Origin of the sequence: Candidatus Planktophila dulcis (genome assembly GCF_002288225.1) — a bacterium.
Classification (GTDB): Bacteria; Actinomycetota; Actinomycetes; order Nanopelagicales; family Nanopelagicaceae; genus Planktophila; species Planktophila dulcis.
In genome coordinates this window covers 441,817-457,155 of record NZ_CP016777.1, presented here as the reverse complement: position 1 = coordinate 457,155, position 15,339 = coordinate 441,817, and the positions used below count along the sequence as shown (strand labels likewise).

General features: G+C 45.8%; 15 protein-coding genes and 1 tRNA gene. 4 read left to right on the top strand and 12 right to left on the bottom strand.

All coding sequences use genetic code 11. The features are described 5' to 3' along the window. The first annotated feature begins 43 nt into the window (after positions 1-43). Complete coding sequence (lexA, locus tag A1sIIA65_RS02370) at positions 44-688, top strand: transcriptional repressor LexA (RefSeq protein ID WP_095675995.1); 645 nt, start codon at positions 44-46, stop codon at positions 686-688. Here the strand turns inward: lexA and A1sIIA65_RS02365 are convergent. The 3 genes from A1sIIA65_RS02365 to A1sIIA65_RS02355 are packed head-to-tail and all read right to left on the bottom strand — an operon-like array spanning position 685 to position 4,353. Continuing rightward, positions 685-3,102 (bottom strand): glycoside hydrolase family 2 protein, encoded by a 2,418-nt coding sequence (locus A1sIIA65_RS02365; protein WP_095675994.1) that lies wholly within the window; start codon positions 3,100-3,102, stop codon positions 685-687. The genes lexA and A1sIIA65_RS02365 overlap by 4 nt on opposite strands. After that, complete coding sequence (locus tag A1sIIA65_RS02360; RefSeq protein WP_125932724.1) at positions 3,102-3,446, bottom strand: phosphomannose isomerase type II C-terminal cupin domain; 345 nt, start codon at positions 3,444-3,446, stop codon at positions 3,102-3,104. Before A1sIIA65_RS02360 ends, A1sIIA65_RS02365 begins: the two co-directional genes overlap by 1 nt. Position 3,447: 1 nt before the next feature. Next, positions 3,448-4,353, bottom strand: a complete 906-nt coding sequence (locus A1sIIA65_RS02355) for an ROK family protein (protein WP_190277137.1) — start codon at positions 4,351-4,353, stop codon at positions 3,448-3,450. 41 nt (positions 4,354-4,394) lie between these two features. Between A1sIIA65_RS02355 and A1sIIA65_RS02350 the strand changes: the two genes are divergently transcribed. Further along, on the top strand, positions 4,395-4,946 hold the full coding sequence (locus A1sIIA65_RS02350; protein ID WP_095675991.1) for a DUF4287 domain-containing protein: 552 nt from the start codon (positions 4,395-4,397) through the stop codon (positions 4,944-4,946). On the opposite strand, the gene A1sIIA65_RS02345 is transcribed toward A1sIIA65_RS02350, so the two are convergent. The 3 genes from A1sIIA65_RS02345 to A1sIIA65_RS02335 form a co-directional block, all read right to left on the bottom strand. Further along, positions 4,947-5,909, bottom strand: coding sequence for a Gfo/Idh/MocA family protein (locus tag A1sIIA65_RS02345; protein WP_095675990.1), 963 nt, complete (start codon positions 5,907-5,909; stop codon positions 4,947-4,949). 46 nt (positions 5,910-5,955) lie between these two features. Further along, positions 5,956-7,056: a hypothetical protein gene (locus A1sIIA65_RS02340; protein ID WP_095675989.1), complete on the bottom strand. Its 1,101-nt coding sequence runs from the start codon at positions 7,054-7,056 to the stop codon at positions 5,956-5,958. A gap of 91 nt (positions 7,057-7,147) precedes the next feature. Next, positions 7,148-7,221: transfer RNA gene (locus tag A1sIIA65_RS02335), tRNA-OTHER, on the bottom strand. A 571-nt stretch (positions 7,222-7,792) separates the two neighbouring features. Here A1sIIA65_RS02335 and A1sIIA65_RS02330 point away from each other — a divergent pair. Further along, positions 7,793-8,512, top strand: coding sequence for a hypothetical protein (locus A1sIIA65_RS02330; protein WP_125932723.1), 720 nt, complete (start codon positions 7,793-7,795; stop codon positions 8,510-8,512). Here the strand turns inward: A1sIIA65_RS02330 and A1sIIA65_RS02325 are convergent. From A1sIIA65_RS02325 to A1sIIA65_RS02315, 3 genes are read right to left on the bottom strand one after another with little or no spacing between them, the layout of a single operon-like run. After that, complete coding sequence (locus tag A1sIIA65_RS02325; protein ID WP_095675987.1) at positions 8,478-9,038, bottom strand: hypothetical protein; 561 nt, start codon at positions 9,036-9,038, stop codon at positions 8,478-8,480. The two genes, A1sIIA65_RS02330 and A1sIIA65_RS02325, sit on opposite strands and share 35 nt — an antisense overlap. Beyond that, on the bottom strand, positions 9,035-9,661 hold the full coding sequence (locus A1sIIA65_RS02320; RefSeq protein WP_095675986.1) for a hypothetical protein: 627 nt from the start codon (positions 9,659-9,661) through the stop codon (positions 9,035-9,037). Before A1sIIA65_RS02320 ends, A1sIIA65_RS02325 begins: the two co-directional genes overlap by 4 nt. Before the next feature lie 16 nt (positions 9,662-9,677). Continuing rightward, the gene (locus tag A1sIIA65_RS02315) at positions 9,678-10,190 is read right to left on the bottom strand and encodes an HIRAN domain-containing protein (protein WP_095675985.1); all 513 of its coding nucleotides are present in this window, start codon (positions 10,188-10,190) and stop codon (positions 9,678-9,680) included. Between the two features lie 96 nt (positions 10,191-10,286). Between A1sIIA65_RS02315 and A1sIIA65_RS02310 the strand changes: the two genes are divergently transcribed. Beyond that, positions 10,287-11,546 (top strand): DNA cytosine methyltransferase, encoded by a 1,260-nt coding sequence (locus A1sIIA65_RS02310; protein WP_223298549.1) that lies wholly within the window; start codon positions 10,287-10,289, stop codon positions 11,544-11,546. On the opposite strand, the gene A1sIIA65_RS02305 is transcribed toward A1sIIA65_RS02310, so the two are convergent. From A1sIIA65_RS02305 to A1sIIA65_RS02295, 3 genes are read right to left on the bottom strand one after another with little or no spacing between them, the layout of a single operon-like run. Then, positions 11,539-12,888 carry a Sau3AI family type II restriction endonuclease gene (locus A1sIIA65_RS02305; protein WP_095675984.1) on the bottom strand — a complete coding sequence of 450 codons (1,350 nt, stop codon included), beginning with the start codon at positions 12,886-12,888 and terminating at the stop codon, positions 11,539-11,541. The two genes, A1sIIA65_RS02310 and A1sIIA65_RS02305, sit on opposite strands and share 8 nt — an antisense overlap. A 26-nt stretch (positions 12,889-12,914) precedes the next feature. Further along, positions 12,915-13,718 carry an HNH endonuclease gene (locus tag A1sIIA65_RS02300; RefSeq protein WP_125932722.1) on the bottom strand — a complete coding sequence of 268 codons (804 nt, stop codon included), beginning with the start codon at positions 13,716-13,718 and terminating at the stop codon, positions 12,915-12,917. Continuing rightward, entirely contained in the window at positions 13,711-15,339 is a 1,629-nt protein-coding gene (locus tag A1sIIA65_RS02295; protein WP_095675982.1) for an ATP-binding protein, read from the bottom strand. Before A1sIIA65_RS02295 ends, A1sIIA65_RS02300 begins: the two co-directional genes overlap by 8 nt.

Below are 15,339 nucleotides of genomic sequence, written 5' to 3'. Positions count from 1 at the left end.
ACATTTGTTTGAATTTATCCCCAACCTGTGGAAGAATCTGTGTATGGCCAAAAAAGAGATTCCATCCAAGCCTGAGCTGACCTCCCGCCAGGTATCAATCCTTGACTTCATCAAGACATCATCTGAATCCCAGGGCTATGCCCCCTCCATGCGTGAGATCGGTGAGGCGGCAGGGCTGAACTCCCCCGCATCCGTTAAATACCAGCTCGATATCTTGGAGGAGAAGGGCTTTATCCGCCGCGATGCAGATCGTGGCCGCGCCATGGAAGTTGTCCTTCCCGATTCAATGAGCGGCTCTGGCGCCCACACAGATAAGACTCGCTTTATTCCACTTGTTGGCTCCATCGCAGCAGGTGTTCCCATCACTGCAGATCAACAAGTGGAGGAGACACTGCCTCTTCCTGAATCACTAGTTGGCAAGGGCGATCTCTTTATGCTCACGGTAAAGGGTGAGTCAATGATTAATGCCGCTATCTGCGATGGCGATTACGTTGTGATCCGTCAGCAGAAAGATGCTAACAATGGCGACATCGTTGCTGCGATGATCGATGGCGAAGCAACTGTGAAGACATTCTCACGCAAGGGTGGCCATATCTGGTTACTACCTGCCAACGATGACTTTGCGCCTATCGATGGTGATCAGTGTGAAGTACTAGGAATTGTGACAGCGGTTCTGCGCTCGCTTTAATTCATCAAGCGATTAAGGCTCCAGGTAATCTCTTCTATCCGTGATGCCACCTTCTTCGCATCTGCGGCAGAAGAACAATCGATAGTGATATCAATTGATTCACCTGGTAGCAAAGTGATGCGCTCTGCCGATACCTCAACGCGATCAAGTGCTACTAGCTCAGGCAGTAGAGAGAGCTCATAGATAAAGCAGTTGGCATCAATATGCACCTGCACTTGTTCGCCCACCACACGCTCTTGGATATCAACGTTATGCGCACAGACTTCATCCACCGGAGCATCTAAGACGCGTCGCGCTGTGCGAATAGCACCGAGCTCTGCAATGAGATAGCCATCAATTGCAGAGATACCGGCAGTCTTAAAGAGCTCACTTACAGCAAAGCTGGCCTGTGATCGTGACTCAAGTGAAACTTCTCGAGATGAGCTCTCCAGTACCTCACCGTTCTTACCCACAAGGTGAACCTTCAACACATCACTCCATGCAACGCTTGCATCATTGATCAGAATGAGCTTTCGTTCAACCCCTGAAAAATGCAGAACCTGCGGCCTATATGCCTCACGCATCGCATACCAAGACAGTTTGCGAGAAGAGGCAGAATCAAGAACAGCCCAACTAATGGCAGGCCACATATCGTTGTATTGCCAGAGCACAGATCCTGAACATGTCTCATATTGAGACCTAAAGTGCTTTAAACCCACCTCCACAGCACGCGCCTGTACAAGTTGAGCTGCAAAATACCAAGCAGCGCCTTGGGTAAATTCTTTACTAAATTCACGGACCAATCCCTTTGCCACTTTATCCATGCCAAAGAATGCCTTCTGATGGGTTGCAAGATCAGGATCACGAGAATCTAAATTCGATTTACCAATTGCCTTAGTCAGTGTGCGCCATGAACCAGGTCCGTTATAGCCAAACTCTGCTGAAAATGATGGTGAATACTCTTCATAGCGCTGATATCCAGTCTCATTCCATACATCCCAGATGTGATTAGTCCCTGATGAAAAATCTTTCACATCTTCTTTCACAGTAGAAAAAGGAGAGCCTGGAATATAGGGACGCGATCCATCAAAGGCGGCAAGGGCTGCAGGCAAGGTATCGAGATAGAAGTTAAGCCCCCATGCCTTACCTGCCAGAGGTTCTTTCCATCCCCAATGCTGGAAGCCTTCAATACATTCATTTCCACCACACCACATCACAAGGCTTGCATGAGAACCAAGTCGGGTAATAGCTTGTTGGGCTTCTTCTTTAACTTCAGTAAACATCTCAGGAGTTTCAGGATATGCAGCACAGGCAAAGAGGAAGTCCTGCCAGACAATAATTCCTAATTCATCACACACGTCATAGAAGTCATCTGATTCATAAATACCACCACCCCACACGCGGATGGCATTTACTTCAACGGAGTAGAGATCGGCAATCTTGTCCGCATACTGTTCTTGAGTAACACGATGTGGGAATGGGTCATCAGGAATCCAGTTCACTCCCTTTGCCCACACACGCTGGCCATTGACACAGATAGCAAACATCTGGCGATCACCGAAGTTGCTCTGGTCTAACGAAACATGTCTAAAGCCCACTCTCTTCACCACTTCATCAATGGCATCTCCTGCAGCGTTGAGAAGAGTTACTTCAACTAAATAGAGAGTTGCCTGCCCAAAACCACGCGGGTGCCAGAGCTCAAAGCCCTCACAGGTAATGACTTCATCGCTACCGAGAGTTGTCCTCACTCTCTTCTCTTTGCCATGGCCACTAATGACTACTTCAACAGTGGTTGCACTTCCACGTCCTGCCGTGCGCAGTCGTAGTTGCGGCACGCCATCGACCACATCAGTAACGATTCCTACTTCATCAAGAATTCCTTCATCCCATTGTGTGAGCCAGATGGGTTTCCAGATTCCGCTTGTGACAGTGATCGGACCCCAATCCCATCCAAAGCTGCATGCCATCTTCCTAAAGTAGTTATAGGGCATGTCATAGGGATTGGGATATGGACCCATCTCTTTCTCTCGCTTCAGCGCTTCAGGAAGAGGTGCCTTAAATTCCACCTTCAGATCCATTGCACCAGATGTGCTATCCGAAATATCAAGAACAAATGCGCGATGCATATTTTCAGTCTGCAGCTTCACGGCGCCATTGAGAGAGACTGTTGCCAAGGTATCAAGGCCATCGAATTTCAATTCATAGTTGCCGCCACCTGATTGGGCGGGAATCTGGGTTGAATACGCAGAATCTGCATTTCTAATCCACTCTTGTTCAGCTTCTGTGCCATCAATGCGGATATCCCCAATTACACCTGCAGCAATGAGATCTGTGTGGATAGAACCCGGAACAGTTGCCGGAAAAACCTTGTGGCCTTGCGGTGTTTCTAAGGCGAGTGAGAATCCTTCTGTAACGCTGCGCCTAACAACCTTCATTAGCTACGGCCGAAATCATCCTCAAGGCGCACGATGTCATCTTCGCCAAAGTATGTGCCGGTCTGCACCTCAATAAATGTCACACCGTTTGATTCAGGTGCTGCCATGCGATGTGCAACGCCGATTGCAATATCTACTGATTCACCCGTCTGCATAGTCTTTGTGACGCCATCGATGGTGACAATCGCTGGCCCCTGAGTAATAAACCAGTGCTCAGCACGCTTCTCATGTGTTTGATAGGAAAGCCGGGCACCAGCTTTGACGTTGATCTCTTTGACCTGAGAGAAGGCATTGCTATGAAGGACTTGATAGCTGCCCCATGGACGTTCGGAATATTCCAACACCTTATGCCCCTTTCTCGTGTGAGATGAATCCAACCAAACCAGCGCCAACAAGTCCTGAATCCTTGCCGAGTGTTGCCTTCTTTAACGCCACATTTCCAGGGAAATTCAAACTTTTCATCTCTTTCTCAAAGCACTTCACCAAAATAGGCCAGTAGACATCATCAGCGCTCATGACTCCCCCACCCACCACAATGGTGTCGAGATCCATTAGCGCCACCGCATTTAAAAGCCCCAGCGCCAGAACAGCTGCGCCCTTCTCTATTGCAGCAACTGCCTTTGCATCACCCTTCCGGGCAGCATCTGCAACATCTTCAAATTTATCGACGCCGAAATCTTTCGCCATATTGGTTCCACTTGCATAGGCCTCAACACATCCGTGTTGACCACAAGCACAGAGCGTTCCGTCCTTCACAACAACTGCATGTCCTATATATCCAGCATTGCCTGTGCGCCCCACATGAAATTCGCCATTAAGAACGACTCCTCCACCAATACCAGTTGAGACAACGATGCCCATCAGATTCGTTGCACCGCGCCCAGCCCCTAAGACAAACTCTGCATAGGCAAGTGCACTTGCATCGCCAATGATGCGCACCGATGAAAGTCCTGACACATCTTTGACAAAATCAACAAGTGAGAAATCAACCCAGGCAGCAATGTTGACGGGATTGATTGTGCCTTTAGCGTTATCAATGGGACCGGCAGAGCCAATACCAGCACCCACTACAGAAACACCATCAGTTGCCATCACTGATGTAATTGCTGCAGCAAGGGATGCGTTGAGCTCTTGGATGGAGTCCACCTTTGAACTCACATCGATGCGGGCAAGCACCTGCCCATCGCGAGCAATAAGGCCCACTGCCACCTTCGTTGCCCCGACATCAATAGCCAGCGATGCTTGATTCATAGAGTTGAAATAGTACTCACTCATGCAATTACTATTGCTTCGTGCCTAAAGATCCTTCACGCGAAGCCCACTTCCCCGCTATTGAAAAGCGCTATGGGGAGAAGATGTCCTACTGGTTTAAGGTCATGAAAGAGATCAAGAACGAGAAATACCCCAAGCAGATTGCCCACCTGCGTGAGAACTACGGCTTCTCACAAGCCCATGCCAATGCCCTTGTCATGTTCTCACGTGGCTCCACATCATCAAGGCGCCATGACACTCCAGCAGAGTTCTATAAGACAATCGATCCCAAGCAGGCCACCACAATGCGCAAGATCTTTAGAACTATTCAGAGCAAATACCCTAAGACAGAACTTGTTATCGCATGGAACCAGCCGATGCTCAAGCTAGGAGATGATTACATCTTCGGCGCATCATCTTCAAAAAACCACATCACTATCTCTCCATGGAGCACCGATGTCCTTGATGCCTTCCGCGACAAAATGGATCACTTAAAGCTCAATAAGAAGACCATTGTGATTCCCAGTGACTGGAAGGTCGAGGAGAAGCTCATCCTTGACATGGTCAAGGCAAGGATTGCTGAGACTAAGTAGTTACATTCCCATCTTGGCAAAGGCTGCATCAAATAACTGAGCAAAGCGCAGAGATTCACTCAGCGGCATTACCCAATCAGAACCACCTTGCGCTCTGCGCGCAAAGTTATCGGCCATGATTTGATAAGGATCAACTGGCCCAAACTCTTCAATAGTTACTTTGCCACCCACAGTAATCTCAAGCTTGCTCTCAGCATGGCGTGAGTTAAAGACGTTATGGCCCAGCATGCGAGCTGCGCCCTTCTCCCCCTCAACAATGAGCCAACTTGTCTCAGGGATATTGCATGACGTCACCGTCTCACAGACGGTATTACCCAAGGTGTAATTCACACGAGTGGTCTCATCAACACCACCTGGGTGGCGCACAGATTGCACAGCTAAATCTGAAACAACAGGAAAGTCCAATAACCACAGAGGTGCCACAGTTGAATATGGCCCCAAGTCATACAAGATTCCCCCACCAATAGTTGGATCAAGGCGAATATTGCCGCCATCGAGACCATCGTAGGTAAAGCACGAGCGAATTCTCTTAATCGCACCTAACTGCCCTGATTGCACAACCTCTTGAATACGTTGTGTGCGCGGATGCCATCTATTCCATGATGCCTCAACAAAGAGAACTCCTGCAGCTTCCGACACAGCAATTGCTTCCTGCACTTCTGCTGCATTCATTCCCAAAGGCTTCTCACACAAGACATGCTTGCCAGCCTTCATAGCCTTGATTGCAACAGGTAAGTGAAAAGCATTAGGTAGTGAGATATAGACACCATCTACCAAAGGGTCTGCAAACAATGAGTCGTAATCTGTATAGATCTTGCCCGTTGGTGAGATAGTCATTGCTCTATCTGCGTCCCGCGATGCCACAGCATAAATCTCGCCCACATTAGAGCGAGAGATCGCTGGATAGAGCGCCTTCTTGGCAATCATTCCAGCCCCGACAAAGCCCCATTTAAATGTAGTCATGGGTGCACTCTATTTTGCAAGCAGGGATATGTCACTCTCACGTAAATTACAAAGAACCTATCTTCATAGATCCTCTTGCTGCCTCAAACTTGGCATAGAAATCGGAAAGCTCAATTCCTGCAGCCTTAGCAAATCCCTTAGCAAAAGTGCCTTCAGATTTTGTATATCTCCAGATATTTAGGAAATTATCAAAACCAATGGAGGCGATTAAATACTCTGTTGCTGCCTGCCCGATCCCGTAGGGATCGGAGGTGAAATTGTCATATTGAACAAGTGGAACAACCGTTTTATAGGCACGATTTAAAGAGACCTGATTGCCTCTGCCATTTCCATAGCTATCGAATCCAAGCTTTTCAACGATGTAGAAACCAAAGTAATTGGCGCTTCCCTCCATCAACCAGCGCGGAATATGAGCTGGATCATCTGGGCCAAGATTTCTTCCACCTAAGGCGAATTGAACAGTATGGAATAACTCGTGAGCAGGAGTTGAACGTCTACCCACATCCCAACGGTAATTCGAGTTGGCTTTATAGATATCGCTATAGATCATGAGAGCAATGTTCTCTCCCGCGCAGTAAGCATCTCGTGTTCCATCACTACATGGATATGTCCCACGAGGATCTCCTACCCAGTCACCAGCAGCGCGCATCACAGTGGCAGACCACTCATGCGTCGTGCCGAGATATACCTTCACGCGTCCTTGCAAGACATCACTAAAGGCACCATTGGTGTAATCAAGCATCTTGGTGATCCAAGCTCGATCAGAGTCAGTGATAGCAGGATCGACGGTATATGTGTAAGCGTTACTTGGCTTCACAACACCTAGATATGCACTCGTATTAGTAAGAGCTACCAAGGTCATATCTTCTGTGGCAAAAGAGCTAGCCCATGGGGTGAATGAAACCTTTACAGGAGCAGCGCTCGGACTTGCACTTGCACTCGCCTTTGGCTTTGCAACAGGAACAAGTACTCCCTTATCCCAGATCAACTTCTTGCCACTCTTCACACAGGTGTAACTCTTTCCACCATTGACACTCTTAGATCCCGCCTTGCTACATGCACTGCCCGCCTTCACGGCGGCATATGAATTAGAGGCAACAAGCACCATAGGAATCAATAGAGCGACTAAGCGCAGGTGCTTTCTCATACCTAGAGGTTAAAACCTCAGACCGACAATGTCACCACCTCCACAAACAAAGAAGCCCCAGGCGACTAACCCTGGGGCTTCTGAGTGTGCAAGTGGCTGGTGGGATTCGAACCCACAACCTGCCTCCGAGTCATCAGGGCGCTCTATCCTTTGAGCTACAGCCACATGCGTTGCGTAACTTAGAGAACTGAAGACAACTTCTTGATCAACAAGAATCAATATGTGGATAAGTAACTCTCTTGAAATTCAAAACTTGGTGCTATCTTTGCTTCACCGAGTCACGGGGCGGCTGCGAAAGCAGAAGCTACAGAGATAAACCCGCAGAGCAATCTGCGGGTTTTTTCTTCCCCACCTCCAGTGTCAATTCGTCTTGTATCTCAGGTATGCCAACCTAACGAATAAGCACATAGAGAATATAACAGTCGAATAATGCGCTTCTACTACAGAAAGTGATTAATCCCCGCTGCCCCACAACTATCTGTAACTACTCTAAAAAATATCTGCCAATAGATAGCCAATTGAATGGTCATCTATTTCAAGAGATATTACTTTGCTACCAGTTTCGGATCCCGTCGACCGAAATCGATAATTCAGACCAAGCTGCTGGATTGGTCAACCGGCCTTTGAATTGAGGCAGCGTTACTCAATTAGCAAGGTCTTTGAAGCTGAATCATCTGAAGTGGCTGAGAGAGTTTCACTCTTAGCCACCAGACGTGGTGCCCGCACAAACCCCACAATGTCACTGCCAGTCACTATCCTTATCCACATGGGATGGATAGCAAGCTTCAAAGCAAAGCGCGCAGATAAAGCTGCCACCAATGAATACAACCGCCTGCATGAGATCTGGCAAGAAGATGTCCAATCACTGACCAAATTGATCACCGTCTTCACAGCAGCATCCAAGGGTGAAGATTCAGTACCCAACACACTGATGCAACAAAAGGGTGAGCACACTCTCTGGTCTGCCACAGGCATCTTCCACGAGACAGGTCGCACACCTTCCTCCTATGTCGGAGGCTCCACAGGTGTGAGCATCCCCGTAGGGGGAGGTATTCGCTTTCGCGTTGGCGCAATGAAAGGCCAGATAGTTCCCGGCATCGAGCTTCAAGTAGATAAAGATCAAGGAGTAGTCATGCTCACTACTGAGCGCCTTATCTTCACAGGTCCTATCAAGACTCAAGAGTGGAACTTCGACAAACTATTACAACTCTCCACAAACGAGGATGAATCCGATTACTTCATCAGCGTCTCAAACCGCCAGAAGACATCGGGTGTGCGCTTTGCACCTGCAACAGGGCGAGAATTCAATCGCTTTCTAGGATCTGCAACATCAGCTCATGAACATGGGTATGCGGAAGTAATTGCAGAACTGAAGAAGATGGAGAAGGAAGCGGTGGGGGCGGAGCCGAAGTTGGAGTTGCCTAAAACAGTTCAGATTGAATCGAATCCAACTTAGAACCAATTTTCATGCGATTGCGAAAGCGATTAAGTCTAGACCGCGCTTCATCAGCTACCTCTCGGTGTGAAACAAGCCATTTATTCAAACTTTCACTTGTCTCAAACCTTACGAATTCCTGGTCCACTGCATTGTAAATAAGGCAAATCTTTTCTTGCTCTAACAAATCGAGTGCGTTAGACAAGGTTCCAGCACTCTCTTGATCCCAAATCATAATTCCTAAATCTGCACGCTTGCACATCTCGCGATCCTTGAAAGCGTGTAGGGCATTTGACTTGCTTTTCAAAGTTGTTTCAATCTGATGTTCCTGCCACTTTCCGATGTTATTACGTACATAACCAGCGCTTGAAAAGACTTCAACATTCTCGTAACTATTCCTGACCATAAATTGCTGAAAAGTTGAATCTACGCCAGGTGCATCTCCTATGAAAAAAGTGTCTCCAGCTTGCATATGATCCTGAAGCCTTGAAATCACTGGTTCAGGAATAAAAGCTAGCTTGCGAGAACCTGCAAGAACTATTTTCATCTTGGAGCGTCCCAAACTTTCCTCAAATGTGTCAACGTGAGTACATACCTTGGAATTTCGGGCACGATTCTCTCTAAGCTCCTACAAACCTCGCGGAGCGTAGAACCACTTTCAAATACATCATCAATTATCAAGAATCCTCGAATCCCCTCAAAATCATATTTAGGATCAACCTCGTAGGCACCTTTCAGGGCTTCTATTCTCAGGTTGTAATCTAGCAAACCCTTCATGACGGGTAGTTCCTTTGCCTTAATTAAGCAATTCGAGTCATCTCGTAACCAATCGAATTTTACCGATAACTGCAAAGCCAGATCTAGGGGAAGTGAATGCCCGGTCGTTCTGTTCGGCATCACCCCGATGCAGCTATTGAAATTTAACCTTTCAGTTTCTTCCTCTAACTTGAGAGTTTTTGAGATTGCTCCTGAACAAAGCCTGACCAATTCTTGCCTTCTCGCCAAAGATAAGTCTCTATAATATTTATACTCGTAAACTGCCTGGCCGAGCTCTGTAAAATCTTGTTTGTGCGTGATTGGGTCATATGAGCGCGAGTACAGACTTAGTGAAATACCCTTATCCCACAATTTATATGTGTTCGGCAAAATTATGTGTTTCGGCTTGCTCATATCACACTACCGGTGATCACTTAACAACAAGTGCAATGCGCACCCCAATAAGCGGCTGAGGGGAATCAGTATCAAAGCCAATTCGAACCGGAACCTGCATCTCTTTCTTACCGCTCTTTCCAATCATCTGCGTCACAGCAGCTGAATCAAACTTAGGGATATATCCCACCTGCACGCCCTCCACAACAACCTTCACAGCAGTTGGATCAAACTCATTTGTTGGCTCTGGCTCAAGAGTTGCGATTCCATATATCTCACCCACGCTAAATGCATTATGAGATCTAACCAAAGCCATCAAGTGATCTCTCTGAAAGCTCTCCCCCACAACGTCATAGTTGTAATCGACTCCATGGGGTGCTGCTTCACTGGATGAAGAAGCAACGACTACTTCTGGTCCATGAATTGAGTCAGCTGCCTGGCGGATGAAGTCGGGGCGAGTATTGGCAGAAGTTAAGCTCTTGGGAGCACGACGGATGACCCAAAGCAAGAAGATAGCGAGAGGCAGCAGGATGAGGAGGTAGGACTTCATAAGTCCACCATAGAGGCCAACACTGACTTAGGGAATGGCGCGTCGATCCCACACCTTGTCAGTCCTTATTCCTATGCTTCAGCCCGGAGGCAATAAGTGGCATACAAATCAAAAGGCTTTAAAGAGCCAACAAATTCAGTCGGAAATGTGGCTGAACTCTTCGCTGGCGTTGGTGGCTTCCGCATCGGCTTAGCTCGCGCTGGTTGGAAAACCACATTCTCTAATCAATGGGAACCCGCAACCAAAGTCCAACATGCCTCAGATGTTTATGTCGCTCAATTCGGTGAAGAGGGCCATACCAATCTTGATATTGCAAAAGTAAAAGCGCTTCCCAAGAATATTGATCTCCTTGTAGGTGGATTCCCTTGCCAAGATTATTCAGTAGCCAAAACCCTCAATTCCTCCAAGGGACTTAAAGGTAAAAAAGGTGTTCTATGGTGGGAAATTCTCCGTTTGGTTAATGGGCAGAAGCCTAGGTTCATTTTTCTTGAGAATGTAGATCGACTTCTAAAGTCACCATCTAATCAACGTGGACGTGACTTCGCCGTAATGCTTAAGACTTTGGGAGACGAAGGCTATTCAATTGAATGGCGCGTAGTTAACGCTGCCGAGTATGGATTTCCCCAGAGGAGAATTCGCGTATTTATCGTTGCTACTAGATTGAAAAAGGGTGCAAAGAAATCGACGCCCGAGTCCGTTATTGCAAAGACCGGCATTCTCGCTAGAGCTCTTCCAATAGAAAAGTTAACGGACAACCTTCAGGAAATTGACTTAGATCAAGAAGCGGATGAAATCAGCGCTAAGTTCAACAAAGGGCAGGATAAGAGCCCGTTCCTAAACTCTGGCTACTTCATTGATGGAGTCGCGTACACAGTTAAGTCGCAAGCAAAGCTGGCATCAAATCCAGTTGTGCTTGGAGACATTCTGCAACCAGACTCACAAGTGCCTGATGAATATTGGGTTGAGGATAAAAGACTCAAAGAGTGGAAATACCTTAAAGGAGCAAAAAGTATTGAGCGTACACACAAAGGAAGCGGTGTTACCTATAACTATGCAGAAGGAAAGATGGCTTTTCCTGATCTTCTGACCAACCCAAGTCGAACAATCTTGACTGGTGAAGGTGGGACAACTCCATCTAGATTCAAGCACATCATCAAAACAAAGAGTGGCTATAGGAGATTGACGCCAGTCGAACTTGAGCGGCTCAACGGCTTTCCTGACGAGTGGAGCCAGATGAATGCAGAAGGCAAAGTGGTCACTGACGCCAAGCGAGCATTCTTTATGGGTAATGCGCTGGTAATTGGATTAATTGAACAAGTTGGCAAAGTTCTTGCGATGGAAATCAAATCTAAATAGAGGCTACGACTTGTGCGATATAAGAAGCATTCAGCCAGAAGCATTGTTTAGTTCTCATATCGCCTTGAGGAGTCAGAGCCTTATCGCTTCCATCCTTAGCCTTTGGTCGCACGTGTGCCACATGACTTTCCTTCATACCGGGCAAATCGTGAGCATTTAATGCAGATCTTCTTTGTGTATCGTGCCAAACCCTCTCGGCTTCGAGGCGATCGGCATAAGGCATATTCCAATACCCAACCTTTTCCAGTCTCTCTTTTCCGTCAGGACCAGTTGTAAATACAACCAGTAAAAACTTACGTTCTATTTTCTCGGAAAAAACTGACTCCTCCCAAATCTCACTCAATATCTCAATGAAATCAAAAGCTGGGAAAGACATCGATTCCTTGGGCTTGCCATTACTCTGAAGGCGCACAGTTTTCATTTCAATACCAGCCTTAACAATCTCACTGACTGAAGAACCACCATTGGCGAGAATCTTTATGGCAATCTCACGATGAAAATTCTTATGGTTCTTATCTCGTTTATGATGATTTAGTTCTATAGATATTTCGTCAATACTCTTCCCCAAAAACCGGGCGAATCTAGATTGGGTAGCCTCTTCTATTGAAACTTCCCCTGTCACGCCTAAATCTGATTCATCCTGAACATTAGAAATCAGTTGATTCAAATAGCCTTGCTTGAATGAAAAAGCGCGTCCTGGTGCTCCTACTGTAGAAAATGGCTGCGACTTTAACTTCTCCTTGACGCCTCCGGCTCCTTTTCTGCACGCACCTAGATAGAACGTGTCACCTTCGGATAACTCATGAGCTCTACCTTGAATGACTTTGCTTTGAATTTTCTCCCAGTCAGCTCTAATTACGGGTAAGTCAGATTCAGGTATCTCATACATCAATGGACTTAGAACGAATTTACGATCTATAACTGGAATATCACGCGAGTAAAGGTAAAACATAATCAACATCTTTTTACATTTATTGAAAAAACTGTTGGATTCCCAGGATTCCTTAACTATATGGTCGTAATTAATCATTGTTAGAACTAATCGTTCTTTTGCAACATACCTTCCAGAGCCATGTTTTATTACACCTGTAACTTTTAGTTCCACGCCAGCCTCTGCAAAATCAGGGTTGTGGTCGTTAGGTGGTTCATGTTTAAAATAATACTTCTCGACAAGAGTCCCTAGTTTTCCTCGGTCTTTCAAGTTCTCAAGATTCTCTGGCAGTACAATTGCCTCTGCCAGCGATTTATCAGTTAGAAGTAATGCGAAATTATATATTGATTGAGCCGAGTTCTTGTCATACCCGAAACTCTCATTGGCTGAGATACTAATATTCGAAGGCATTTTCAACCACTACAATTCCAAGTTCTTCATCTGCCAATTGACATCTTCAAATCTAGAATGCTTAATGGTGGGTTCCTTCGATGAACAATTGCGTGACAATTTGGACACAATGGAACTAAATCTGTTGCAGGATTTAGAATACGAGGTGAATCCATTAACGAAACAGGCTCCAAGTGATGTACGTGAATTACGCCCTCACCGATTGGACCATACAGATCTGCCATTCGTAAATCGCACCCTTTACAAATGAACCCGTGTATCTCAAGCGCAATGGCTCTATTCACTCTACTGCGTTCATACTTATTTATGGTAACCGAACTCTTTCTGCCTTCCTCCTGGTAAGCGGATGAAACTTCTTCCAGTAGTTGTTCCGGTTCTTCAGCTATTAAGGGAATAAGAATTGAAAATGCAATCAGAACAGTTAGCTTCAAGCAATTTGATGCATCCTCATAATTAACAAATTTCTTATGAAGTGTCAGCGAGAGCGATTCCCATTTCAAATTTGAAAACTCCATCAAATTTGGATTTCCATCGACCAATAGTTCTACTGACAATCCGGAAGTTTCGGCTGAACAAATTACGCTGGATATCTGTTCCTGATACATTTTGAAGGAATCTTTACACGTTAACAATAAGTCTCCTGGGAAATTGTCCAGAAATAGTTGTGCCTTCGTCGACATCAGTGATTGCTGGACACGTATCTCAAACCCAGAGGGAGCAGGGAGGTCTCTCACGCGCAATCCGAATGTGAAACCTGAGCCTTCCTGAAGAGGAGAATCAACTAAATCTAGCCCTAAAGCTCGGGAAAGATCAGCGAGCGTTTCACTCATCCAAATCTCCATCTTCAGAGTCGTCTAATTCCACAAATTGCTTCTCCTCTGCAATCTTCCGCAATAATGTAGAGACAAATTCTCGCATTTCAGCAAATTGTGTTCGGATTTCAGCTGTACTTTGAACCTCGGCTCTAGCAAAACACCAAAGCAGTGTGTCCATAGCTTCCATGGCTATTGGATTTCCAATACACCGCAGGTAATACTTTTGGTAAAAATCATGTCCCTGATTCAGCTTGATTAAGATGTCAGAACCATTGAATACTGGCTCGTATAAAACACCATCATCTAAAGATTCGACTGGTAGTACAACTTCTTCAGGCTTTACAGCCCTAGCGAATTCCCGAAGTCGTAAAGTATTAGTTCCATATGAATTAGTCACTTCTACATCAGTTCTAGATATTCGCTCTATCGGTGGTAATGGTAAATCATTTCGATGCTTATAAATATTTGCTGAGGAAGCGGCGTGTACATCTGCAGGCGTTCTTTTTGCATTATCATCACGACGACGTTTTACATTTCTGCTTTCAGCCTCTGTTCTGAATTGTTTTACAATTGGGCTCAGAGATTCAAACATTGTTACTGGAAGCTCCAGATTACTCTTCTTTACGTCTAAACCAACATGTGTCGTCAATCTTGGATCAATTTCAAGTACAAATCTTAAAGCGTTATATGCATTGTGCCGTGTTGTAGCAAAACTTAACCAGTCTGGCATTTGTAGAAGTCGGGAATCTCTATAAACATAAATGCCTTGCAAATTCAGCTCTTGTCTTGACTTTTCCAATACCTCCTTATTCTCCGCTGATTTATCCGGATTAAGCAAGAAAGCTTGAATGGAATATGCCACGGCTACTTCTTTGCCATCATGCACAATCTTTTCCTGAAACTCTTCAACCGGATGGTGCCAGTCAGATAGCACAAAAACTTTGTCAACAGGATTAAATGGTTTGATTTCTTCATTATCCAAGAAAATCTCAACCCTTTGATAGCCACCAGCGGTGCCCTCTAAAAATCTATGAAAAACTAAAGCCAAATGATTCTTGATGTTGTTCCTGATTCGCTCATACATTTTTCCTTGGTCGAGCGTTTGTCTTTTGATTGAATCGGCCAGTTTGAGATCGGCGTTTTCCCAAACAAGCACCGTTCCAGACTTTCCGTTCGTTGCAGCAGTTAATACGTCCAAGTGCTGACGAGCCGGTTCATCAGTAATGCTTACTTGCCAAGGGTGCTCTGCTTGGTCCGCTTTATCCCATGTAGCAGCATTCACTGAACCTTTACTATCGCGGCTAATCATTGTAAATCTTGGCGCAAATGAGAGCGAGGCTAGTTTGAATCCAAGTCCATACACAGATAGCTCTGAGTTCTTTAAGTCAGTTGAAGAACCAAACCTCATGGCTTCTTTTAGTCTTTCTCTCGACATTCCAGTTCCGTTGTCGGCGATGTAGACAGTTGTACCTTCGATTCTAGGAATAATCTGCACATTTATTTTGGTTGCTTTGGCAGATATTGAATTATCGATAATATCCGCGATGGCAGTTTGTGGCGTGTATCCAATATGGGAAAAACCATTCAGAGAACGAACTGCATCTGGGATATTTTGAAAAGTTTCAATATTTGCCAT

Coding starts and splice junctions, on each gene's coding strand:
- A1sIIA65_RS02345 (WP_095675990.1), bottom strand. CDS start 5,909: ATGACTACATTTAAATGGGGCTTTGTCGGGGCTGGAATGATTGCCAAG.
- A1sIIA65_RS02320 (WP_095675986.1), bottom strand. CDS start 9,661: ATGAGCAAGCCGAAACACATAATTTTGCCGAACACATATAAATTGTGG.
- A1sIIA65_RS02330 (WP_125932723.1), top strand. CDS start 7,793: ATGTCACTGCCAGTCACTATCCTTATCCACATGGGATGGATAGCAAGC.
- A1sIIA65_RS02325 (WP_095675987.1), bottom strand. CDS start 9,038: ATGAAAATAGTTCTTGCAGGTTCTCGCAAGCTAGCTTTTATTCCTGAA.
- A1sIIA65_RS02300 (WP_125932722.1), bottom strand. CDS start 13,718: ATGAGTGAAACGCTCGCTGATCTTTCCCGAGCTTTAGGGCTAGATTTA.
- lexA (WP_095675995.1), top strand. CDS start 44: ATGGCCAAAAAAGAGATTCCATCCAAGCCTGAGCTGACCTCCCGCCAG.
- A1sIIA65_RS02315 (WP_095675985.1), bottom strand. CDS start 10,190: ATGAAGTCCTACCTCCTCATCCTGCTGCCTCTCGCTATCTTCTTGCTT.
- A1sIIA65_RS02340 (WP_095675989.1), bottom strand. CDS start 7,056: ATGAGAAAGCACCTGCGCTTAGTCGCTCTATTGATTCCTATGGTGCTT.
- A1sIIA65_RS02365 (WP_095675994.1), bottom strand. CDS start 3,102: ATGAAGGTTGTTAGGCGCAGCGTTACAGAAGGATTCTCACTCGCCTTA.
- A1sIIA65_RS02295 (WP_095675982.1), bottom strand. CDS start 15,339: ATGGCAAATATTGAAACTTTTCAAAATATCCCAGATGCAGTTCGTTCT.
- A1sIIA65_RS02355 (WP_190277137.1), bottom strand. CDS start 4,353: ATGAATCAAGCATCGCTGGCTATTGATGTCGGGGCAACGAAGGTGGCA.
- A1sIIA65_RS02305 (WP_095675984.1), bottom strand. CDS start 12,888: ATGCCTTCGAATATTAGTATCTCAGCCAATGAGAGTTTCGGGTATGAC.